Below are 22,782 nucleotides of genomic sequence, written 5' to 3'. Positions count from 1 at the left end.
CCTCCACAACTTCTTATAAAGACAAGATTGTAGCCAAGTCATACATGTACTCGTCAATGCTCTTTTGCATAGAAAGCGCCTCGTCAATATCATAGTCAACAATCTTTCCATCTTTTAGGGCAATTATCCTGTTCTTCTTTCCTTCTTTTATTACTTCAACAGCTCTTGCACCCATAAGGCTTGCCATAACTCTATCATATGCAGTTGGTGAGCCACCCCTTTGTATATAACCCAAAATTGTTGCTCTTGTTTCAATTCCTGTTGCCTCTTCAATCTCTTTTGCAAGTTCTGTTGCCCCACCAATTCCCTCTGCCAAGATAATTAAATTGTGAAGCTTTCCCTTGTTCTTACCATCAATAATTCTTCTTATTATCTCATCTTTATCTAAACCCTTTTCAGGTATTACAATGGATTCAGCACCACCTGCAATACCACTATAAAGTGCAATGTAGCCTGCATGTCTTCCCATTACTTCTAATATGCTAACTCTCTCGTGAGAGGTTGCTGTGTCTCTAATCTTATTGATTGCGTCTTGTACAGTATTTAAAGCAGTGTCAAAACCAATTGTATAATCTGTACATGCAATGTCATTGTCAATTGTACCAGGAATACCCACTACATTTATTCCAAATTTGCTCAAATCTCTTGCCCCTCTAAAAGACCCATCTCCACCAATTACTACAAGAGCATCAATCTTGAATATTTTGCACATAGAAGCTGCTTTTTTCAGCCCGTTTTCTGTCATAAACTCTGGAGACCTCGCAGTCAAAAGTATTGTTCCACCACGCTGAATTATATCAGACACTGACCTTAAATTCATTTCAAATATATCGCCTTCTATTAGCCCATTATATCCGCGCCTTATACCCATCACTCTAAAACCATAGTAAATCCCTGTCCTCACAACAGCCCTTATAGCTGCATTCATTCCAGGTGCGTCTCCGCCACTTGTGAGCACTCCTATTGTCTTCACTTCTGGCATATACAATACCCCTTTCCGTAAAATTTAAAATCCTTTTTCAATAATTATGTTATGTGCTTCATTGACATCTGTCTCAGGAACAATAATCTCAAAATACCCTTCTTGCCCCTCTTGCGAAATTGCTTTAACCTTTGCAAGTATTCCCACTTTTTCTAATTCTTCTTTTATTTTGTTGGCTATTTCACTGTTGGAGGTTATATATACAACTTCCCACATAAAAACACCTTCTAAATCATTTATTTTGGGATTCTGAAATCACAACCCCAAATTTGGTATAAATCTCTGCCTTGCCTCTTACCTTTATTGCTGAGGTCACCTCAGTAAACTGGGCAAGCAATACCTCACCACTGTCCAATTTTTCAGTATGGTGAAGTTTTGTGTCTTTTCCCCTTGTGAGACCTATTACATTTACTCCGTTCTCTAACGCTTTTACTACTATATAGTCACCATTCTTGTACTCGTATAAATTTTCGTTCATTATTGTTTCTCACCTCTTTTCAAATATTATAACAAAAATACCTAAAAATCAAGAATCTAAATCTTCAAGCCACACATTTTCTTCACCGAACCACTCTTTGAGCTGCTGTATTACAGTAGGATTTATATCTATGCACATGTTTGATTTTGAAACAAGTCTTTTTTGCTTGTAATAAAGAATGATTTTTGAACTGCCAGTAAAGAACCTGACAAATGAGGTAAACTTTTTAGATTTTAAAATAGAGTCCTCATCTGTTTTTATTGCAATTGCTTTATTGGAATTCTTTTGAGAAGATGATGTTTGTGCTTTTTCGCCCAGTCTGTCTATTTTTTGTGCAACAATTTTAACACCCTCGTCCTCTCTAAATGTAGCTTTGGCTTCAATCAAGACAATTGCATTCTCTTTAATCAAATGCGAATACTTCTCATAAACACTTGGAAAGAACAAAACCTCTAAAGTATCTGTCAAATCCTCAATTTTAGCAAACGCCATTGTTTGATTATTTTTGGTCAGCTTAATTTTCACTTCTTTTAATATCCCACAGACAAGTATTTGCTGGTACTTATATTCATCATCTTCTGTCATGTTAGAAAGTTCAGCTAAACTTACAACATTGTATTTTGAAATCAAATCTCCATACTTTTCTAGGGGATGACCACTTATGTAAATTCCTATTGTGTCCTTTTCCATTTGCAAAAGTTCTTCAGCCGTCGGTTCAGGAAGGTTTTTATAAGAAAACATCTCCGTCTTGTCCTCTGAAATCTCAAAAAACGTAACCTGATTTGCATTTTTCTTTTGAGATTGTTTAATTGTCAGAATATCTTCTACAGAAGCTAATAATGAATTTCTATTTATTTTAGTAAAATCAAAAGCACCACTTTTTATTAAGTTCTCAATAATTCTTTTGTTCACTGTATTATTATCTACCCTCATTACAAAATCATACAAATCTTTAAAATCTCCATTTTGTTCACGTTCTTTCAAAATATGAGAAATCACATTTTCACCCAAGCTTTTAATTGCCCTCAAGCCAAACCTGATACTATTTCCTTCAATTGTAAAATCATAACTACTTTTATTTATATCAGGTGGTAAAATTGAGATTCCAAACCTTCTGCACTCCTCAATATACATCCCAACCTTTTCATTTGAGTTCATCACACTGGTTATTAAACTTGTCATAAACTCAATTGTAAAATATTTTTTTAGGTAAGCTGTTTGATATGCCAATATAGCATATGCTGCTGCGTGAGATTTATTAAATGCATAGCTTGCGAAGTCTTCGATTATTTCAAATATCTTCTCAGCTGTCTGTCTATCAACGCCATTTGCTACAGCGCCCTCAATAAACCTGTCCCTCTCTTCCATTAAAATGTCAGCCTTTTTCTTTGCCATTGCACGTCTTACCAAGTCAGCTCTCCCAAGTGAATAACCTGCAAGTTCTCTAAATATTTGCATGACCTGCTCTTGGTAAACGATACACCCATATGTGACATTCAAAATTGGCTCAAGTTTGGGATGTAAATATTCTATTTTCTCTTTATTGTTTTTATTTTGGATATACACTGGGATCTGGTCCATGGGGCCCGGTCTAAAAAGAGATATACCTGCTATTACATCTTCTAAGTTCTCTGGTTTTAACTCTTTCATAAATTGTTTCATACCACTGCTTTCAAGCTGAAACACTCCATTTGTATTTCCTTCAGAAATGAATTGGTAGACACTCCTGTCATTGTAGTCAATCTTGTCTAAGTCAATTTCAATCTTGCGATGTTTTTTTATAAGCTCTAAGGTATTTTGAATAACAGTAAGAGTCCTCAAACCCAAAAAGTCCATCTTTAAAAGCCCAAGCTCTTCTAAAGTGGTCATTGGAAATTGAGTAACAACGGCATCTTCTGTCCTTGCCAAAGGTACTAAATCAGTTATAGGACAACTTGAGATAACAACCCCTGCTGCATGAACAGAAGTATGGCGTGGCATTCCTTCAAGACTTCTTGCAGTGTCAATTATTCTTTTGACAGTCTCATTTTGCTCATAAATCTTTTTAAGGTCATGATTTACTTCAAGCGCCTTATCAATTGTCATACCTGGTGAAAAAGGTACCATCTTAGCAATTTCGTCCACTTGTGCATATGGTACACCAAGTACCCTTCCAACATCTCTTATTGAGGCTCTTGCCGCCATTGTACCAAATGTTATAATTTGGCTTACTCTGTCTTTTCCATACTTATTAGTGACATAGTCTATGACTTCCTGCCTTCGCTGATAACAAAAGTCAATGTCAATATCAGGCATAGACACTCTCTCGGGGTTTAAAAATCTTTCAAAAAGTAGGTTATACTTGATTGGGTCAACGTTTGTGATTCCAAGGCAGTACGCAACAATACTTCCTGCAGCAGACCCTCGCCCAGGCCCCACCATTATATTATTCTGCTTCGCATAGTTAATAAAATCATGGACAATCAAAAAGTATTCAGTAAAGCCCATATCTCTGATTACATTTAATTCCATTAAAAGCCTGTCATATGCAGTTTTGTCTTCTTTGGAATATCTTTTTTCAAATCCGGCAAATGCCAATTCTTTAAGATACTCAAATGCATCAGATTTTCCTTCTGGCAACTGAAATTTAGGAAGGTTAATCTTCCCAAATTCGAATTCAACATTACATTTCTCTGCAATTTCCAAGGTATTTTTAAGGGACTCTGGAATGTATCCAAATATCTCTTCCATCTCTTGAGCAGATTTGAGATAAAACTCACTTGTAGGAAACTCCATTCTATTACTTTCATGTATTGTTTTTCCTGTTTGAATGCAAAGCAATATATCGTGAATCTCTTTGTCTTCTCTTTTTAGATAATGTACATCATTTGTTGCAACAACAGGAATTTGATATTTCTTAGATAATCTTATAAGTTCACTGTTTACAAACCTTTGCTCGTCAATCCCATGATATTGAAGTTCAAAGTAAAAATTGCTACCAAAGACATCTTTGTAAAAACTAATTGCATCCATTAGTTTTTCCTTCTGGTCTCTTAGAATAAATTTTGGTATCTCTCCTGCAAGACAGCTTGTTAGCGCAATCAAGCCTTTTGAATACTTTGAAAGTATTTCCCTGTCAACTCTTGGTTTATAATAAAAGCCTTCTACAAACCCGATTGAGACAATTTTTGAAAGGTTTTTATACCCTTCATTGTCTATAGCAAGAAGCACAAGATGGTGAATATCATTGTCAATATTTGGTTCTTTGTCAAAACGCGAACGTGGAGCAAGATATACCTCACAGCCAATAATAGGCTTTATCCCGTTTTCTTTTGCTGCCTTGTAAAAGTCGACAACCCCATACATTGCGCCATGGTCTGTTATCGCAATACTGGGCATGTTGAGCTGTTTTACCCTTTCAAATAAACTCTCTATACGAACCGCTCCGTCAAGCAAACTATACTCTGTATGTACATGAAGATGGACAAAGCTCATCTTATATTACACCTTTCTTGCCTTTAAAGTTCTATATCTTCTAAAACATCCACTATATAATAGTGAAAATTTAATGCCAAATCTATATCTTTTTTATACGGAAGTTTTCTACCTTCACTATCATAAAAGATTCTCACAATAGGGCGAGATGGAAATCTTGGATTGTTATGTACTACAATACCCTTTTCTCTTGTGTTCAAAATCACAGGTGTTCCAACTTGGAATAATGATATAAATGTAACAAATTTTGATACTATATAGCTGTCAAAGTGAGTCGAACATGAATTCAATAGGTATTCAATTGCCATATGAGGTTTTAATCGTTTTCTGAACTCCCTGTCACTTACCAGTGCATCAAATACATCCACAACAGCAACAATTTTGGCCGTTTGTGGTATCTCATCCCTTGTCTTCCCAAAAGGATAACCGCTTCCATCCAGTCTTTCATGATGATAAAGAGCAATTTCAGATACATGTTGGTCAAATTTGTACTCAGAGTTTAAGATATCATACCCCATAATTGTGTGCATTTTGATCATTTCGTATTCCTTTTCCTGAAGCGGTCCTCTTTTATTTAATATATTTCTTGGAATTTTTACTTTACCTATATCATGCAGCAAAGTACCCATTCCAAGGGATAGCAATTTGTCATAGTCATAATTTAGCTTTATTCCAACAAGAAGGGAAAAGATGGTAGTGTTAAGTGAGTGAAAAAGGGTATAGTTTCCAACTGTCCTGATATCACAAAGGTTTAGTATAACTTCTTTTTGCTCAAGAAGTTGAGAAATTATCTTGCTAACAAGTACTTTTATCTCCGGGGTAATCTCTTGTGTATTGATATACTCTGCGCTGAAAGCAGTATTCACTACCTTAAATGCTTCTTCTTTAATCTCCTTTGTAATAACATCCTCTATTTCAACTATGTCAATGTTGTCATCCACGATGTATATATCATACACACCAAAATCCTTTAGCCTCTTTATCATATTGTTTGTAAGCTTCTGACCTGAAGCCACTAAAACCTTCCCATCCTCACTGTATATGTCTTTTGCAAGCACCATATTCTCCTTGGCATTTTTAAGTAGTATCCTTCTCATTGTATTCTCCCCTATATTTGTTTTCTCTTGTCAAAATAAACCTATCTGTCACAATAACATCAAGCTTAACATCATGCCTTTCAGAAAAAATTTTTGGTACTTTTTGAAAATGATACGCTACCCCAACCTTTAAACAAGAAGGCTCCACCTCTTTTAAAAACCTGTCATAATACCCTTTGCCAAATCCTATTCTATTTAAACTTTGGTCAAAGGCTAATAGGGGAATTATACAAACGTCTATATCAGATGGATTTACCTCTATAGTTTCTTTTGGTTCAACAATCCCAAACCTGTTTCTTTTTAGTTTGCCATCTTTTCTATACTCTCCAGCAATCATTCTGATCCTGTCAACAATTTTGGGCACACAAATCCTTTTACCTTTTGCAGAAAGGTAATTTATAATCCTGCTTGTATCAACCTCATATGGCAAGTTCATATATACAAACACTGTATTAAAGTTTAACTTTGAGAGAAATTTCTTTAAGTTTAAGTAGACTAATATATCAAGATGCAACTTTTGAAAATTACTTATCAGTCTTCTTCTAATTCCAATTATCTTTCTTATTTTTTTCTTTTGCAAGAGAAAATTCACCCTTTGCATTTTAATTTATCACATTTTTAATAAAAATTAAAATATCTTTTTTTCATAAGTAAAAATAGCCCTGAAAATCCACTCAGGGCTATTTCGATTAGTCTTCATTTACTACTTTTCTGTTTTTATAATACCCACAACTTGGACAAACTCTATGTGGAAGTTTCATCTCGTGGCACTGTGGACACTCAACAAGATTTGGCGCCTTAATTTTCCAATTTGCTCTATGCTTATGCGTTCTTTGCTTTGACCATCTTCTTTTTGGTTGAGCCAACTTTTTCACACCTCCCTTTTTTCATCTGTGTCAAGTTCGTTTATGAGTGTTTTTAGAACGCTCAGTCTTGGATCAATCTCATTCTTTTCACATGAGCACGAATTGAAATTGAGATTGGTACCGCAAATAGGGCACAACCCCTTGCAGTCTTCTTTACATAAATATTTCATTGGAAGATACAATACAATGGTTGCAATGACATTTTCATCAAATTCTATTACCTCATTTTCAAATTGAATTACATCATCATCTCGAACTTCTACTTTGTTTGAATATTCTTCATAAAATGGAACATCAACCTCAATGAAAGCATCCTCCGTACATCTGTAACAAGTTGTCTTAAGTTTTGTTCTGATATTACCACTTACCTCAATTACATTCCCTTTCTTTGTTGCAATCCCATAAAAAATAACTGGTTCAACAAAGAATAAGATATCACCTCTGAATTCTATCTTTTCCCATGTTTCACAAAATTCAAATTCTTCTGAATCACCATGTGATTTTAGTTTTGATACATCTAATCTCATCTTTAAGTCACCTCATATCATAACGGTTGTATTATAAACTTTTATTTGAGTTTTGTCAATTCTTTATTGAACTGTGATAGAATCCTTAATAGCTTCAAATATCTTATCCCCTATGCCATTTACATTTTTTATTTCTTCTATACTTTTAAACGGACCATGTTTTTGTCTATATTCTATTATCCTTTCCGCAAGTTTATCACCTATTCTATCAAGAGTCTTCAGCTCCTCTTTTGAGGCAGTATTAATATTTATCTTACCACTTTGGCCTGACGAACTTGTACTGTTTTGTGCTACCTCAGAAGCCAGATTGCTTTGAGTCTGCATCTCACCAATTTTGGGAATGTAAATCTTCTGTCCATCCTGGATCTTTTCAGCAAGGTTTAAGCTATTTATATCACTGTTTGGTAAAACGCCACCAGCTACCTCTATTGCATCGTTTACTCTGCTACCACTCAGAAGTTCATAAACCCCAGGCTTTTTTACGTTGCCACAGACATACACTACACACTTTTGTTGTTCATAGGGTTTGTCTGTTTGCACATCTACCTTTTCTTGACTCTGTTCATCTATTACCTGTGTGTCAAGCTTTATCTGCTGACCAAGATTTTCACTTGTATTTGTGTGTGTTACATATTGAAATATATTCAGTAGAAGAAGTAGTACAATTATGGCAATCATCATCTTTTCTCTTTTTGAGAATGAAAACACAATTTCACCTTCCTTCTTTGGTCAAATGCAAAATAATGCTTAGGAATGTTCACAATTGACTTAATTTGTCTGTATAATATATACTTATTTTATCATACATATCAAAGGCTTTTAAAGGAGGCAACATGTTTTAATGACACAAAAGTCTAAAAAGGTTCCTTTTAGTTGCTTGAGGATTGCTTTACTAATCTTCTTAATTTTACTTATGCCAGTACCGGTTTATTCAAAAGAAGAAAGTAATACTTTATTACCAGATATAAGTGCCAAGTCGGCACTTCTCATTGAGGCAAACACAGGACAAATACTTTTTCAAAAGAATCCAAACTTAAGGTGCTTTCCAGCAAGCACAACCAAAATCCTAACAGCCCTTGTTGCACTCTCGAAGGAAAAAGACCTTGGCAAATTGTTCAAAGTCTCCAAAAACGCCATCATGATAGAGCCTGGGAGTAGCAGTTATTACCTTAATGAAGGCGAAACAATATCTTTTCAAGACGCACTTTATGCAATGCTTTTAATTTCCGCAAACGACGCTGCTAATGTAATTGCTGAAAATATATCTGGCAGCATACAAGAGTTTGTTAAAGAAATGAACCAGTTTGCTCTAAATATTGGTGCAAAGGACTCACACTTTGTAAATCCAAACGGGCTTCACAATCCACAACATTACACAACAGCTTATGATCTGAGCTTAATTGCCCAGCAAGCTTATAAAAATGAAACTTTGCGAAGGATTGTATCAACAGTTGAATATAAAATTACAACAGCTTCTATGCACAAAAAACCCGATTGGCAGATTATATACAATATCAATAAGCTTTTACGTAAAAATTCAAAATATTATTACCCATACGCAAATGGCATGAAAACAGGCTACACTGCTCAAGCAAAAAGGTGCTTGATTGCCTCTGCTAAAAAAGATGATATAGACCTTATTGCAGTTATTCTATCCTCAGACGACGCTTTTGCTGATGCAATCAAACTTTTTGACTATGGTTTTAACAATTTCAGAAAAGAAGAGCTGTTTAAACAAAATCAGATTATTGGAAAAGTAATGGTGGACAAAGTTAATAAAAAGTGGATTGATGGTTATATCAAATCTTCATTTTATGTGCTAAAAAATAAAAACACAAATTCAAAAACCCAAGATATTACTTACCATATAACCTTTTTAAAAGACATTAAACCGCCAATAAACAAAGATACAGTAATTGGAAATGTATATATTTACAGTGCGGGGAACTTGCTTTCTTCAATCCCTATACTCTCATATGAAAGTTACATTCCTCAGTCAAAAGTTACATCAGTCATACATACTGTAAAAAAAGGGTTTGTCAAAGGAATGAAGTTTTTATTTGATTTTCTCTTAGCTGTTGTAGGGTTAATATTTATTTTCGCGATAGCAACTATAATAAGACTTAGAAGAAAAAGAGTAAAACTCAGATTAAGGTCAACAAAGACAATAGACTTTTCTTCATTTCCAAACAAAAAGCTAAAATAAAAAGAGGGTCATCGATCTTGACCCTCTTTTCTTTATTTTATGACAATGTTAACAAGTCTATTTTTAACATATATAAACTTCACAATCTCTTTTCCTTTTAAAAGAGTTTTAATTTTCTCATCATTCATGATCTTCTGTTTCAGTTCCTCTTCAGAGATATCTGCAGGAATGTCAAACCTTGCTCTGATTTTACCGTTTATTTGAACAGCTATCTCAACATTCTTTCTAACAAGCGCACTTTCATCATATTCAGGCCATGAAACATCTTCGATGTCTCCTTCAAATCCCATAATCTCCCATAGTTCACATGCTATATGAGGCGTAAATGGATATATTAAAACCAAAAGGTTCTTTAGTGTCTTTAAAATTAGTTCTCTATTTAAACTGCCTTTTTCTTTATAGTCATATAAGAAGTTCAAAAGCTCCATTATACTACTAATTGCAGTATTGAAATTAAACCTCTCACCTATGTCCTCAGTAACCTTTTTAATAGTGTAATTTAGCCTATAATTAAGTTCCTCGTCAAGCTCAGACTGACCAGTTGAAATGCTTTCAGAAAGCTTATCTTTTAGTTCAATGTAAAGTCTCCAAAGCCTATTTAAGAATCTAAAACATCCTTCAACGCCCTGGTCTGACCACTCTAAGTCTCTTTCTGGTGGCGCTGCAAAAAGGATAAATAACCTTGCTGTATCAGCTCCATACTTTTCAACTATATCTTCAGGGCTAACAATGTTACCAAGAGATTTTGACATCTTCGCACCATCTTTTAACACCATACCTTGGGTCAAAAGATTCTTAAATGGCTCTTCAAATGACACATAGCCCAGGTCGTAAAGCACTTTTGTAAAGAACCTTGAATATAAAAGATGTAGTATAGCATGCTCCACTCCACCAATGTATTGGTCAACAGGAAGCCAATAGTCTACAAGCGACTTTTCAAATGGTTTTTCACAATTTTGGGGGTCTGTATATCTAAAGTAGTACCAAGATGAACATATAAAGGTGTCCATTGTATCAGTTTCTCTTCTTGCAGGTTTTCCACATTTTGGACAGGTTGTTTTTACAAACTCCTCACAATAAGCAAGCGGTGACTGGCCTGTTGGCTTGAATTCAACATTGTATGGCAAAAGTACTGGCAATTCCTCTTCTGGAACAGGTACAATTCCACAGTCATCACAGTATATAATAGGAATTGGTGCACCCCAATAGCGCTGACGAGAAATTAGCCAATCTCTTAGTTTATAAGTAACACAAGCCTTGCCATAACCCTTTTCTTCAAGGTATTCTGTAATCTTTTTCATAGCCTCTGTGTTCTTTAGTCCGTCAAACCTACCCGAATTAATTAAAATTCCTTCCCCTTCATAAGCGCTTTGAAGATTTTGTATGTCAACTTCATCACCTTTGATGACAACCTTTATGGGTAGGTTATATTTTTTTGCAAAGTCAAAGTCTCTTTGGTCATGAGCAGGAACACCCATTACTGCACCTGTTCCATAGTCCACAAGTACATAATTTGCAATCCAAATAGGCACCTTTTCTCCTGTCAGCGGATGTATAGCATACCCACCTGTGAACCTTCCTTCTTTTTCCGTCTCTGTTGATGTCCTCTCAATTTCGTTTAGATACTGCATCTTCTCAATAAATTCAAGACATTCCTTCTCTTGTGGTTTTCCTGCAATTATCTCTTTTGTTAGTGGATGTTCTGGTGCCAAAACCAAGTATGTCACACCAAAAAGTGTATCAGGTCTTGTTGTGAAAACCTTTATTCTCTTACCAAGACCGTCTATTTCAAATTCAATTTCTGCGCCTTCACTTCTTCCAATCCAGTTTCTCTGCATAATCTTGACTTTCTCAGGCCAACCATCAAGTTTTTCTATATCGCGAAGAAGTCTTTCTGCATATTTGGTTATTCTAAAGAACCACTGTTCTAAGTCCTTTTTACCAACAAGAGATTTACACCTTTCACACCTTCCGTTTACAACTTGTTCATTTGCCAGAACTGTTTCACAGGACGGACACCAGTTAACATACGACCTTTTTCTGTATGCAAGTCCGGCTTTGTAAAATTGCAAAAACATCCACTGTGTCCATTTGTAATATTCAGGGTGGCATGTAGCAACCTCTCTGTCCCAGTCATAGCTTATGCCAAGCTCTTTTAGCTGTCTTTTCATGTTCTCAATGTTTGACCATGTCCAATCAGAAGGATGGATTCCATGTTTAATAGCAGCATTTTCTGCGGGCAGTCCAAAAGCATCCCAGCCCATTGGATGCAATACATTATATCCTTTGAGCCTCATAAACCGTGCAAAAACATCCCCAATTGAATAATTTCTTACATGTCCCATATGGAGTTTCCCTGAAGGATATGGAAACATCTCAAGCACGTAATACTTTGGTTTTGGACTGTCTTCTGTAACTTTGTACTTGTTTTGTGAAAACCATTTTTGCTGCCATTTTTTTTCAATTTCTCTGAAATTGTATTCCATAAAACATACCCCCATTAATCTTATCTTTTGAGTACTTTAAAAAACTATATTGCTATTTCCACCTTCGGAGCATCTATCCATAGCCTTTCTAAATTATAAAATTCTCTTTCTTTTTCATGAAAAATATGAAGAATTACATCTCCATAATCAACAACAACCCATCTATAACTCTCTCTTCCTTCAATTCTGAGGATATCAGCAGGAGACTTTTCTTCTATCTCCTCAACAAGTGCCTTGACATGCTGGATATTTGAAGCGCTGCATATTATGAAGTAGTCTGCTATTATTGTAAGCTTTGATATATCCAAAACTACAATGTCTTGGGCCTTTTTTTGACTAAGAATCCTTACAATTTGAAGTATCTTTTCCAATTTAATTTTGTCACCCCTTTTTTAGTTTACTTAACTTTAATATACACATCAAATTTGTCATTGTAATCAGGAGAGTATACAACTTGATAAGTGGAAAGGTTAATGTCATTTTTTAATAACTCTAAGTATTTTCTATTTACTCTTTTTAACTCAACCTTGCTGCTTTCAAGCTTACTTACCCTTCCAAGATTAACATTTGAGTATCCTTTTGACTCAAGGTCATTTTTAAGCTGGGTTGCTTTATCATCAAATGACCCTGATAAGATTTTTATCTTCATACTATCTTTTAATACCTCAGGTTCATTTAAATCATCAATTAAAGCTTTGCATTTTTCTTCATTTAAGATGTAATAAGAGACTCTGTCAATATATTTAGGATACCCTGGTAAGATTGTCATCATGATATTTTGTGTATTGAACTTTCCAACATTTTGTATAAACCACATTATTTCATTTTTTGTAAAATTATGGTCAGTATATTTAGAAACGGTCTGGACAATTAGTGGAAGTCTTACTATGTTTTGTGGTTTTAACATCTTTTCAATGAGGGCATATAAAAGTTTTCTTTGCATCTCTATGCGTCCTAAATCGCCGCCTCTACCATATTCTTTGCCATTTGAGTTGTGTCTCCAGCGCAAAAACTCCACAGCCTTTTTGCCATCAAGATGCTGAAGACCAGCAGGGATATTAATATAAAGCTCTTTGCCAGGTGTTGTGTCAACATAATAAAGGTGGAATGGTACCTCAACATCAACACCACCAACCAAATCCACTATCTTTTCAACAGCCTCATAGTTTACAACCACGTACTTGTCAATCTTTATACCAAGAACATCCTCTACTGTTTTTACAGCAAGCTTTGATTTCCCATAGGCATAAGCAGCATTTATCTTTGAATACCCTTTTATCCCCTCAACTTTTACTCTTGTATCTCTTGGTATTGAAATTACAATTGGTTGAAAGTCTTTTTGTATATGAACAAGCATTATTGTATCTGACCTTCCACCCTGCTTTTCATCACATCCCAGAACAAGAATATTCATAGGAAGCTTGTCTTCTATATCAGCAGGCTCAGTGTTTGTTACCTTTTCAATAATGTTGCTCAAAATTGGAGGTAATGTCTTTGTTTGTTTAATATATAATGCAGTTGCTAAGATACCTATAAGCACAATAGCAACTGTTATCAGAAAAGAACTTAAAAATATCTTTGCCTGTTTTTTAAGTCGTATCCTCTTCAACTGTCTTCCCCGCTTTCTTTGAGAATTAACTGATTTCTTGCAAAAATAGTAGAAGGATGTATAAGCCCGCCTTTTTCAATTACATACTTGATAGTGTTGTCCATGGCCATAACTACTGCCTTGTCAAGATCCTCAAATGATTTCTTTCTAATAAGCTCGACCGATTTGAATTTTCTTGATGGTTCAATTAAATCAGCAACATAGATGATTTTTTCTAATTTTGTCATATTCTCTCTTCCTGTCGTATGATAGGCTATAGAGTTCAATATATCACTATCATAAATTCCAAAAAGTTCCTTTGCAAGATAATATCCTGCTGGGCCGTGTAAAAGCTCTGGCTGACTTATCATTATGTTATCTATAACTATACCAGATTTGAAAGCACAATTCAACAACTCTTCTTTTTTGAGGCACTTTGCACAGTCATGAACAAGCCCTGCAATCATCGCCTTTTGGACATCTTCATCAAATCTTTTGGCTAACATCATTGCACAGTCCATTGTCCCAAGTGAATGGACAAACCTTTGCTCATCCAAAAGTTCTTTCAGTTTCTCTTTGATTGTATCAATATTCACTCTTTATAAAGCCCCTTTCTTATTATATATTCTTCCACTTTGGGATGCACCATATATCTTATGCTTTTATTCTCTCTTATCAGTCTTCTAATCTCTGTCGAAGAAATGTCAATAATAGGCATATCTATCAGAACCATTTTTGCACTAAACTGTATACCAAGCTCTTCAATTTGTCTTCTTATCAAAGTTGTATTCCTCTCTCTTGGCAAAACAATAATAGGAAATTTTTTTAAAATCTCTTCCGCCCTGTACCATTTTATAATTTCAAAAAGATTGTCGCTTCCTAGTATGAAATACACTTTCTCATAAGAGGTGGCAAAGTAGTTTAAGGTATTTATAGTCCAGCTCGGCTCTTTATTCTTTATTTCAAAATCGCTTATTTCAAAGTCTGGATTATCTTCAATTGAAAGTTTTACCATTTCAAATCTGTCTTCAGGCAATGCGATATCAACATTTTTATGCGGTGGTACACCATTGGGTACAAAGATAACTCTGTCAACCTCAGAAAAATTTTTAACATACTGTGCCATAATCAAATGTCCTATATGAATAGGATTAAATGTTCCACCAAAGATAGCTACTTTCATTTAAAAACTCCTTGAGTTTATAAGCATATCTAAGATATTATAATAAAATAAATCCTTTTAAATCTCAAGAAAATTAAAGAAAGAACTGTTGAATAATTATTCATTTGGGTGTATAATTTAATAAAAATCAATTAAGTGAGGGGAATTGAAGATGCAACTTAACAAAGTAGTCCTTGCTTATTCAGGCGGGCTTGATACATCTGTTATAATACCATGGCTAAAAGAAAACTTCAGCTGTGAGGTCATTGCAGTTGTAGTGGATGTTGGCCAAGAAGATGACTTTGAGACCATAAAAGAAAGAGCCTATAAAACTGGTGCATCAAAGGTTTATATTGAAGATGCCAAAGAGGAATTTGTAAAGGAATATATATTCCCTACTCTAAAAGCTGGTGCAGTTTATGAAGGAAAATATCTTCTTGGCACGTCAATGGCAAGACCGCTAATTGCAAAAAGGCTTGTTGAGATTGCTAAAAAGGAAAATGCTGATGCAATAGCTCACGGTGCCACAGGCAAAGGTAATGACCAGGTAAGATTTGAGGTGACAATAAAGGCACTTATGCCAAATATAAAAATAATTGCTCCTTGGAGAATGTGGAACTTAAAATCACGTGAAGACGAGTTAAATTACCTTGCCCAAAAAGGAATAGATATTCCTTTCAAAAAAGAAGAAAGTTACAGTACTGATTGGAATATATGGCACCTGTCGCATGAAGGACTTGAGTTGGAAGATCCCTGGAACATGCCTAATTTTGAAAAAGTGTTAATGATTATAAAAAATCCTTTTTCATTAAATGATGAGCCAGAAACTATAGAAATAGAGTTTGAAAAAGGTGTTCCGATTAAGATAAATGGCAAAGAAATGAATTGTGTTGAACTTTTGAAGTATTTAAATAAAAAAGGAGCAGAACATGGAATTGGCATTGTTGACATAGTTGAAAATAGGCTTGTGGGAATGAAATCGCGTGGCGTGTATGAAACACCTGGCGGGACAATCTTGCACTATGCTCATAGAGAATTAGAATATCTTTGCCTTGACAGAGCAACTTTACACTTTAAAGAGATGGTAGCTATCAGATTTGCTGAACTTGTTTATGATGGGCTTTGGTTCTCACCTTTAAGAGAAGCACTTTCAGCATTTGTTGACAAAACCCAAGAAGTTGTAAATGGTACAGTAAAACTTGTGTTGTACAGAGGTAATATTTACTCTGCTGGTTCAAAATCACCAAATTCACTGTACATCAAAGACCTTGCAACATTTGAAGAAGACCAGATGTATAATCAAAAAGATGCAGAAGGATTTATAAACTTGTTTGGCTTACCTTTGAAGGTATTCGGAATGGTGAACAAGAAGGCGGGTGATTCAGATTAAACTGTGGCAGGGTAGGTTCTCAAAAGATACAGCAAGGATATTTGATGAGTTCAATGCTTCTATCATGGTTGATATTAACCTCTTTGAGTATGACGTTATGGGCTCTGTTGCCCATGTGAAGATGCTCTCAAAATGTGATATTATACCTGAAGATGAAGGCAAACTAATTGTAAACACACTTTATGAAATATTAAATGACTTTAAAGAAGGAAAAATTGAGTTTGATATGTCTGATGAAGATGTCCATATGCTGATTGAAAAAGAGCTAATAAAGAGAATAGGACAGGTTGGAAAGAAGGTCCACACGGCTCGGAGTAGGAACGACCAGGTGGTACTTGACGAAAGGCTTTTTTGTCGTGAAAAAAATCTCTATTTACAAGAGCTGATAAAAAATTTAATAGATACTATTATAAAATTAGCAGAAGAAAATATAGACACAATTATGCCAGGATTTACTCACCTTCAGAAAGCTCAGCCAGTGTTGTTCTCACATTACATCTTAGCATATGCCCAGATGCTAAAAAGAGATCTTTTAAGATTTAGGCAAAACTTTATCTCAATTAACCTAAATCCACTTGGCAGTGCTGCACTTGCAGGAACTACATTCGATATAGATAGATTTTTTGTGGCAGATCAGCTTGAATTTGACGGAGTTACAGAAAATAGTATAGATACAGTTTCTGACAGAGATTTTATTTTAGAAATGCTTTTTAATATAGCTATGCTTCAAATGCATCTTTCTCGGCTTGCGGAAGATTTTATTATATTCAATACCGATGAGTTTAGATTCATTGAACTTGATGATGCATTTTGTTCTGGCAGCAGCATAATGCCACAGAAGAAAAATCCTGATGCACTCGAACTTATACGTGGTAAGACAGGAAGAACGTTTGGAAACCTAATTGGACTTTTGACAGTTTTAAAAGCTTTACCACTTTCCTATAATAAAGACCTGCAGGAAGACAAAGAATTCTTGTTTGATTCTATCGACACTGCTGAAAAGAGTTTGATAATTGTAAATGAAATATTAAAGACTTTGAAAGTAAATAAAGAAAATATGCTTTTGGCTTGCAAATCTGGATTTATCAATGCAACAGACCTTGCCGATTACTTGGTAACAAAAGGCGTAGCCTTTAGAGATGCTCATTTTGTTGTGGGAAATATTGTAAAGTACTGTATTGAAAACAATAAATCATTAGAAGAGCTTTCTACAGAAGAGTTTAAAAGATTTTGCGATAATATTGAAGAAGATGTTTACAAGTTTATAAGCATCGAAAACTGTATTAAAAGGCGTAAAAGCTATGGTGCCACCTCACCTGAACTTGTCAAAAAGCAAATTGAAAATTTAAAAGAATTTTTGAGAGCTTATGAATGAATATAAACCCCAAAACAGAAAAGGGGCTGAGAGAAAAGACCTTTCTCTCAGTCCCTTCTTTTTTAACTATTCGAAACAGAAGAAGCCCCCTCTTCTTTCTTCTCCTCTGTCTCTGGCTCTTCTGTGATCTCGCTTACATCAATTACTGCAACAACCTCATCCAAGTCCTCTGTTATCTTAATACCCTCTGGAAGCTTTATATCTCTTAATTTTATAGCTGTTGGTTTTTCATACTCCATAAGGTCAATTACTAAGTGTTCAGGAATATCCTTTGGAAGTCCTTCTATCTCTACTGTGTCTATCTGTCTTTGTAACACAAGTCCCCTTGACTTTAATATCTCTGCATTTTCAAATATTATTGGCACTTCAACATATATAGGTTTGTTCTCAGACAATATCTGAAAATCTACATGAATAATATTGCCCTTTACATAATGAGTCTGTACTTCTTTTATAAGAGCAACCCTCTCTTTTCCGTCAATAGATATCTTTATCTTTCCAGCTAATCCTTTTTGTTTATATAACTTTTCAAACTCCTTTTTAGAAACATAACCTGGAAGGCTCTTTATGTCATCACCATATGCAACAGCAGGGATATATCCTTCTTTTCTGAGCTTGTTCAAGTTACTTTTAGTAAAAGTTTCTCGCTTATTGTAGACAAGCACTGGTTCCATAAAGATGTACCTCCCTTCTTTTGATATACGTGTAGTTTAACGTATTTTATTATATCTAATTATCCTCGTGTTTGTCATCACTTTTATTTTCAGTTTGCTCTTCTTGTTTTTGAGGATTCAAATATATTCCAAATACGTAATTTGTATAAAAGTTTTGCATAAGACCCAAGATGCTTACCCAAATGAGAGGATAGAGTAGTAAAACAAGAAGGAATTTTGTCACAAACAGTAGCAAAAATGGTATTACCCATACTCCGATCATCAATAAAAACATACCTATTGTATGAGGAAGCTTTAATATTGTAAAGATAAATGCGTTTTTGTATATATGCCTTACCTTGAGATTATATGTCACCATCATCGGATAGATGTAAATATGCATCATGAGATAAACTAAAAAGGTAAATATTAAGAAGTATTTTATAATGCCAACGCTTGGATACTTTATACTCTGATATGAGTAAAATCTTATACTAACAGAAAACACAAATATGACTAATATATCTACAATAAAGCTTATAAAGCCCTCTTTTATATTTTTTCTCAAGTGCTCAAAAAAGTCACTTGTAACCCACGCATGCTCTTCCCTTGCAAAGTTTCTAACAATATAGGTAAAACCAGCAGTTGTCGGTCCTATTCCAAAAACCATAAAACCACTTAAAAACAGAAGGCTCAATGCTGTCATCAAAAAAAGACTGCAATGTTTGAACATCCTTTGCACTTTGAACGCCCTTTGTAACTGACTCTATTATAGGCAATAAATAACTCCCAATCATAAAATATAATATTGCTAATATTGGAAGCGATACAAGAAAATAGAGAATGTTTAGCCAACAAAGTTTCCAAAACTTGCGTGCAAGTACTTCAAAAAAATACTATAAATTTTGACTTTGGTGGAAGATCTTCTGGCACTCCTGGACCAGGCTTTGTATAATCAAAAAATCCAAAAAATCCAGCCACACAAATAGCCCCCTTATTCTGCTGTCTCAAGCTCAAAAAGAATGCTATCTACCATTTTTTCAACCTCTTCCATATCAAGTCCTTTTGCAAGTCCAAGCTCACTTACCAAAATCTGTTTTGCATTGTTAAACATCATCTTTTCGTTTGTTGATAACCCTTTTACCTTTTCTCTTGCTGCAAGCATTTTCAAAACTTCAACAACACAATAAATATTCCCACTCTTTAGCTTTTGCTGGTTTTCTCTAATCCGCTTGTTGTAATTGCCACAATTATTTATGTCAACCTTGAAATTGTTGTCTTTTAAAAGCTCAAACACCTTGTTTGCTTCTTCTTCAGAAATGACATTGCGAATACCAATCTCAGCAGCACTATTGACAGGCACTAAAACCTTCATACCGTTATATAAAATCTTCACAACATAGTATTTTTGAACGGTGTCAAATACCTTTTCCTCCACTATCTCAACTATCTCTCCTGCTCCATGCAAAGGGTGTATTATGGTATCTCCCACTTTGTACATTCTTTGCCACCCCATGACATCCCCCAATAACTTTACATAATAAAGTATATCTAATTAAAAAGTTTTTGTCAAAAATATCTTTTTTCTACCTTCCACCATATACATTTGAAACTACATCTGAAGAAGTAGACGGTGTATCGACTTGAATTTCAGATTCAGTTGTAGCTTGTTGCTGCTGAGCACCTTGAGTAGTTTGGCTGTCATTTTCAGGTGGCAAAGCTTGAGTGTCCTCACTACTATTTCTCCATTGCGCATCAAATGGACTTGAGCTTTGCGTGCTGTTTTCTATAGTTTCAGTCTGCTTCTGTACTAAATTTACTTCCGAATTACTTTGACTGTTCTGATTTTGGCTACTTTCAGTACTATAAGACTTATTTGTATGGCTATAACTTATATTATTCTCCTTTTTGGTCTTTACAATAATTCTTCTTGCGTATTTATATTTCTCTGGCATCTTAAGGTCAATTTCTATATCATATCCAAATAAATCCTTAACGAGCTTCTTTATTCCTTCATAATCAGGCTTCCAGTAACTTACTCCCATGTAGTTAAAATAATCGCCAGGAATACTTTCAAATACAATGTCCTCTTTTTTCATATTCTGTGCAAAATAGGCTAAAGATGTTATCTGCTGAAGAGATAAATTTGTATAAAAATGTCGTCTTATTTTCCAGTATATCTCTGGAAGAGTTATTATTTTGTTACTTGCTTTTAACTGTTCAAAAACCGAAAGAATAAGTTCTTTGTCTCTTTTAATACGATCAATATCACCACCTGGGGTTTTTCTCCAAAGAGCGTAGTAAAGCGTTTCAATACCATTTAATTTCTGATACCCAGGCTTTAAATCTATGTTAACCCATTTTGTCTTCACTTTTACAGGAACTTCAACATTTACATACACTCCACCCAAGATATTTACAACTTTTCTTACTGCATCAAGGTCAAAGCCTACATAGTACTCAATTGGCATACCACCTAATAGCTTGCTAACAGTCTCCATTGTGTAAAAAAAACCTTCTTCCTTCTCTCCTCCTCCATAGCCAAATGCACTATTTATCTTGTCCCACTTACCAACCTTGTATATTTCAGTCAAGGTGTCTCGTGGGATAGAAATACCTTTTACCTTCTTGTCTTTAAAGTTTATGTTTAAAAATAAGATTGTATCCGTTCTGTGCAAATCATATGTACTGCGATTACTTGCCTTGTCAAGTCCAATAATTAACACATTGACACTATTTTCGTCAAATGGGTACTTAACTTGTGCTTTATTACTTTTTGCCGGCACTTTTTTAACAAAAACCTTTTCAATGTGTTTTGCATCAATTATAAATATCTTGTACAAATACCCTAATATGCCCCCAAGAACCACAACTGCACTTATTAAAATGATTAATAGTTTGTTTTTTAGTATTTTCCCCATACCCAAAACTTATCTCCCTTCCCCGCCATTTTAAATGTTTTAACCTACAATCCTTTTGTAAAAATCGAATAGTTTTTCCTCTTCTTTTGACCAATTGTACATCTCAATAAAAGCGCTATATCCATTTTGTCCTTTATTTATAATCTCTTGACGATTGTTATAAAAATACAAAATAGCACTTTTAATCTGCTCAATATCCGTAGGATCAACAATAATCCCACAGTTGCTACTTTCAATTATACCTTCCCACAGCTCAAAGTTCGAAGCAACTATAGGCACACCTGCCGCCATGTATTCAAAAAGTTTGAGTGGAAGTGATGTCAAATACCGTTTCAATGGCAAAAGAGTAACAAACCCAATATGTGCATTCTTCAAAATATCAGGAACACAGCTTTTGGGCACTCTTCCCCAAATTTTTATCTTTTCATTTTCAAATTTCTTTATTTCTTCAAAATAATTACTGCTTTCGGCAGGTCCTACAATATCTAACTTTATATTAAGATTTTGCAAATCTTTTACCGCTAAAATTAAATTTGTAATTCCCCTCTGATATGATACACTTCCAATATAAACAAGATTTATTGTGCCATCTAAGTTATACTCCTCCCTTTTTTCGTACATATCAATAGTTGGGAAGTTCTTTAATATAACCTTATTTTTGCAATTGAATTTATTAAAAATGTCCTCAGTGACAACAACCATACCATCAAATAATTTACTCACATTTTTTTCAAAGAGATTAAAAATAGAAGAAAAAAGGCTTCTTAAAAGTTTTGGTAAATACTCGCGGTCCTTAAACGCTAAGGAGTAGTCTTCATGAACATCGTATATAACTTTTTCTTGAGTATCAACTTAAAATATAAAGCAAGAAGCAAAAGGTCTGGATCGTGAAAATGAATTATGTCTGGCTTTTCTTCTTTTACTATCCTTATAATCTTTGAATAATTTTTATACCTCTTTGCTCTCGATAGCTTTTTTAATCCGTAGATTTTTATACCGTCTACAACCTGTAAATCATCCTCTGCTACGGCACATAAAACTGTTTCATACCTTTTTTTTAAACTCTTTGCAATTTTATTAAACACTCTTTCATCGTCCCAAGGATGTGCAGATGACAAAACTAATACCTTTTTCAATTTTCTGGCTCTCCTTTGTCCTCCTGTGGACTTGTTATTATAAAAAGTGCAAGTGCAAACAAAAACCACATAATCCTCATCTCTATCATCTTTGACGAACTTATGCTTGAGATACCAAATGCAGCAAGTGAAGCTATTGTTGAAACTGCTGGCAATTTTAATTTATTGTTTGAACCTTTAACGTGTAGTAGTTTGTATATTACATAAAAAATCCAAATTACATAGAGTGCAAAAACAATTAAACCATAACATACAAGCACATCTAAAAACCAATTATGAAGTTCCACGTTTACAGTATACTGTCTTACCTTTTCCATCAAAACTCTGCTGTTTCCTGCTCCAACACCCAAGAAAAGATAGTCATACAAAAATGAAAGACCATACACAATCAAAAGTTCTCTTCTCACATTTGATGTAAGTGAACTTGTTGAAAAATCAGAA

Annotated in this window: 23 protein-coding genes and 1 pseudogene; 3 read left to right on the top strand and 21 right to left on the bottom strand. The window is 34.5% G+C overall.

Annotated elements, in window-relative coordinates:
* Positions 1-13: 13 nt before the first annotated feature.
* The 9 genes from pfkA to PGC14_RS04715 all read right to left on the bottom strand — a co-directional run bounded on the left by pfkA (position 14) and on the right by PGC14_RS04715 (position 8,132).
* Positions 14-982, bottom strand: a complete 969-nt coding sequence (gene pfkA / locus PGC14_RS04755) for a 6-phosphofructokinase (RefSeq protein ID WP_011917349.1) — start codon at positions 980-982, stop codon at positions 14-16.
* A gap of 24 nt (positions 983-1,006) precedes the next feature.
* On the bottom strand, positions 1,007-1,198 hold the full coding sequence (locus tag PGC14_RS04750) for a hypothetical protein (protein WP_011917348.1): 192 nt from the start codon (positions 1,196-1,198) through the stop codon (positions 1,007-1,009).
* Between the two features lie 16 nt (positions 1,199-1,214).
* Positions 1,215-1,460 (bottom strand): trp RNA-binding attenuation protein MtrB, encoded by a 246-nt coding sequence (gene mtrB / locus PGC14_RS04745; RefSeq protein WP_011917347.1) that lies wholly within the window; start codon positions 1,458-1,460, stop codon positions 1,215-1,217.
* A 48-nt stretch (positions 1,461-1,508) separates the two neighbouring features.
* A complete protein-coding gene (locus tag PGC14_RS04740; protein WP_271629670.1) occupies positions 1,509-4,934 on the bottom strand; it encodes a DNA polymerase III subunit alpha in 3,426 nt (1,141 codons plus the stop codon).
* 23 nt (positions 4,935-4,957) lie between these two features.
* Positions 4,958-6,031, bottom strand: coding sequence for an HD-GYP domain-containing protein (locus PGC14_RS04735; RefSeq protein WP_011917345.1), 1,074 nt, complete (start codon positions 6,029-6,031; stop codon positions 4,958-4,960).
* Positions 6,012-6,611: a 5-formyltetrahydrofolate cyclo-ligase gene (locus PGC14_RS04730; protein WP_039767662.1), complete on the bottom strand. Its 600-nt coding sequence runs from the start codon at positions 6,609-6,611 to the stop codon at positions 6,012-6,014. Before PGC14_RS04730 ends, PGC14_RS04735 begins: the two co-directional genes overlap by 20 nt.
* 109 nt (positions 6,612-6,720) lie before the next feature.
* Positions 6,721-6,897, bottom strand: a complete 177-nt coding sequence (gene rpmF, locus PGC14_RS04725; RefSeq protein WP_039767660.1) for a 50S ribosomal protein L32 — start codon at positions 6,895-6,897, stop codon at positions 6,721-6,723.
* Positions 6,898-6,902: 5 nt separating this feature from the next.
* The gene (locus PGC14_RS04720) at positions 6,903-7,424 is read right to left on the bottom strand and encodes a YceD family protein (protein ID WP_039767658.1); all 522 of its coding nucleotides are present in this window, start codon (positions 7,422-7,424) and stop codon (positions 6,903-6,905) included.
* A 63-nt stretch (positions 7,425-7,487) separates the two neighbouring features.
* Complete coding sequence (locus PGC14_RS04715) at positions 7,488-8,132, bottom strand: helix-hairpin-helix domain-containing protein (RefSeq protein WP_039767656.1); 645 nt, start codon at positions 8,130-8,132, stop codon at positions 7,488-7,490.
* A 133-nt stretch (positions 8,133-8,265) separates the two neighbouring features.
* Between PGC14_RS04715 and PGC14_RS04710 the strand changes: the two genes are divergently transcribed.
* A complete protein-coding gene (locus tag PGC14_RS04710) occupies positions 8,266-9,630 on the top strand; it encodes a D-alanyl-D-alanine carboxypeptidase family protein (protein WP_039767654.1) in 1,365 nt (454 codons plus the stop codon).
* Positions 9,631-9,662: 32 nt separating this feature from the next.
* On the opposite strand, the gene leuS is transcribed toward PGC14_RS04710, so the two are convergent.
* The 5 genes from leuS to nadD are packed head-to-tail and all read right to left on the bottom strand — an operon-like array spanning position 9,663 to position 14,887.
* Positions 9,663-12,116, bottom strand: coding sequence for a leucine--tRNA ligase (gene leuS / locus PGC14_RS04705; protein WP_271629669.1), 2,454 nt, complete (start codon positions 12,114-12,116; stop codon positions 9,663-9,665).
* 44 nt (positions 12,117-12,160) lie between these two features.
* Positions 12,161-12,487 carry a ribosome silencing factor gene (rsfS, locus tag PGC14_RS04700; protein WP_271629668.1) on the bottom strand — a complete coding sequence of 109 codons (327 nt, stop codon included), beginning with the start codon at positions 12,485-12,487 and terminating at the stop codon, positions 12,161-12,163.
* Between the two features lie 26 nt (positions 12,488-12,513).
* The gene (locus PGC14_RS04695) at positions 12,514-13,725 is read right to left on the bottom strand and encodes an LCP family protein (RefSeq protein ID WP_039767648.1); all 1,212 of its coding nucleotides are present in this window, start codon (positions 13,723-13,725) and stop codon (positions 12,514-12,516) included.
* Positions 13,722-14,300, bottom strand: a complete 579-nt coding sequence (gene yqeK / locus PGC14_RS04690) for a bis(5'-nucleosyl)-tetraphosphatase (symmetrical) YqeK (protein WP_011917335.1) — start codon at positions 14,298-14,300, stop codon at positions 13,722-13,724. Before yqeK ends, PGC14_RS04695 begins: the two co-directional genes overlap by 4 nt.
* Positions 14,297-14,887, bottom strand: coding sequence for a nicotinate-nucleotide adenylyltransferase (nadD, locus tag PGC14_RS04685; RefSeq protein WP_011917334.1), 591 nt, complete (start codon positions 14,885-14,887; stop codon positions 14,297-14,299). Before nadD ends, yqeK begins: the two co-directional genes overlap by 4 nt.
* A gap of 151 nt (positions 14,888-15,038) precedes the next feature.
* Between nadD and PGC14_RS04680 the strand changes: the two genes are divergently transcribed.
* Positions 15,039-16,256 carry an argininosuccinate synthase gene (locus tag PGC14_RS04680; protein WP_271629667.1) on the top strand — a complete coding sequence of 406 codons (1,218 nt, stop codon included), beginning with the start codon at positions 15,039-15,041 and terminating at the stop codon, positions 16,254-16,256.
* The gene (gene argH / locus PGC14_RS04675) at positions 16,252-17,631 is read left to right on the top strand and encodes an argininosuccinate lyase (protein ID WP_422653040.1); all 1,380 of its coding nucleotides are present in this window, start codon (positions 16,252-16,254) and stop codon (positions 17,629-17,631) included. Before PGC14_RS04680 ends, argH begins: the two co-directional genes overlap by 5 nt.
* Positions 17,632-17,693: 62 nt before the next feature.
* On the opposite strand, the gene PGC14_RS04670 is transcribed toward argH, so the two are convergent.
* The 7 genes and pseudogenes from PGC14_RS04670 to PGC14_RS04640 form a co-directional block, all read right to left on the bottom strand.
* Positions 17,694-18,305 carry a 50S ribosomal protein L25/general stress protein Ctc gene (locus PGC14_RS04670; RefSeq protein WP_271629665.1) on the bottom strand — a complete coding sequence of 204 codons (612 nt, stop codon included), beginning with the start codon at positions 18,303-18,305 and terminating at the stop codon, positions 17,694-17,696.
* 55 nt (positions 18,306-18,360) lie between these two features.
* Complete coding sequence (locus tag PGC14_RS04665; protein ID WP_271629664.1) at positions 18,361-18,990, bottom strand: YesL family protein; 630 nt, start codon at positions 18,988-18,990, stop codon at positions 18,361-18,363.
* A gap of 288 nt (positions 18,991-19,278) precedes the next feature.
* Positions 19,279-19,785, bottom strand: coding sequence for a CarD family transcriptional regulator (locus tag PGC14_RS04660; RefSeq protein ID WP_271629663.1), 507 nt, complete (start codon positions 19,783-19,785; stop codon positions 19,279-19,281).
* An 85-nt stretch (positions 19,786-19,870) separates the two neighbouring features.
* Positions 19,871-21,205, bottom strand: coding sequence for an LCP family protein (locus PGC14_RS04655; RefSeq protein ID WP_271629662.1), 1,335 nt, complete (start codon positions 21,203-21,205; stop codon positions 19,871-19,873).
* A gap of 39 nt (positions 21,206-21,244) precedes the next feature.
* Positions 21,245-21,907 carry a glycosyltransferase gene (locus PGC14_RS04650; RefSeq protein ID WP_271629661.1) on the bottom strand — a complete coding sequence of 221 codons (663 nt, stop codon included), beginning with the start codon at positions 21,905-21,907 and terminating at the stop codon, positions 21,245-21,247.
* 98 nt (positions 21,908-22,005) lie between these two features.
* The gene (locus tag PGC14_RS04645; RefSeq protein ID WP_271629660.1) at positions 22,006-22,341 is read right to left on the bottom strand and encodes a glycosyltransferase; all 336 of its coding nucleotides are present in this window, start codon (positions 22,339-22,341) and stop codon (positions 22,006-22,008) included.
* Positions 22,338-22,782 (bottom strand): annotated as a pseudogene (locus PGC14_RS04640) (hypothetical protein); the annotation flags it as partial. The pseudogene PGC14_RS04640 and the gene PGC14_RS04645, both read right to left, overlap by 4 nt.

The organism is Caldicellulosiruptor sp. DIB 104C, from assembly GCF_028198085.1.
Lineage (GTDB): Bacteria > Bacillota > Thermoanaerobacteria > Caldicellulosiruptorales > Caldicellulosiruptoraceae > Caldicellulosiruptor > Caldicellulosiruptor saccharolyticus.
This window is presented reverse-complemented; position numbering and strand designations above follow the sequence as displayed.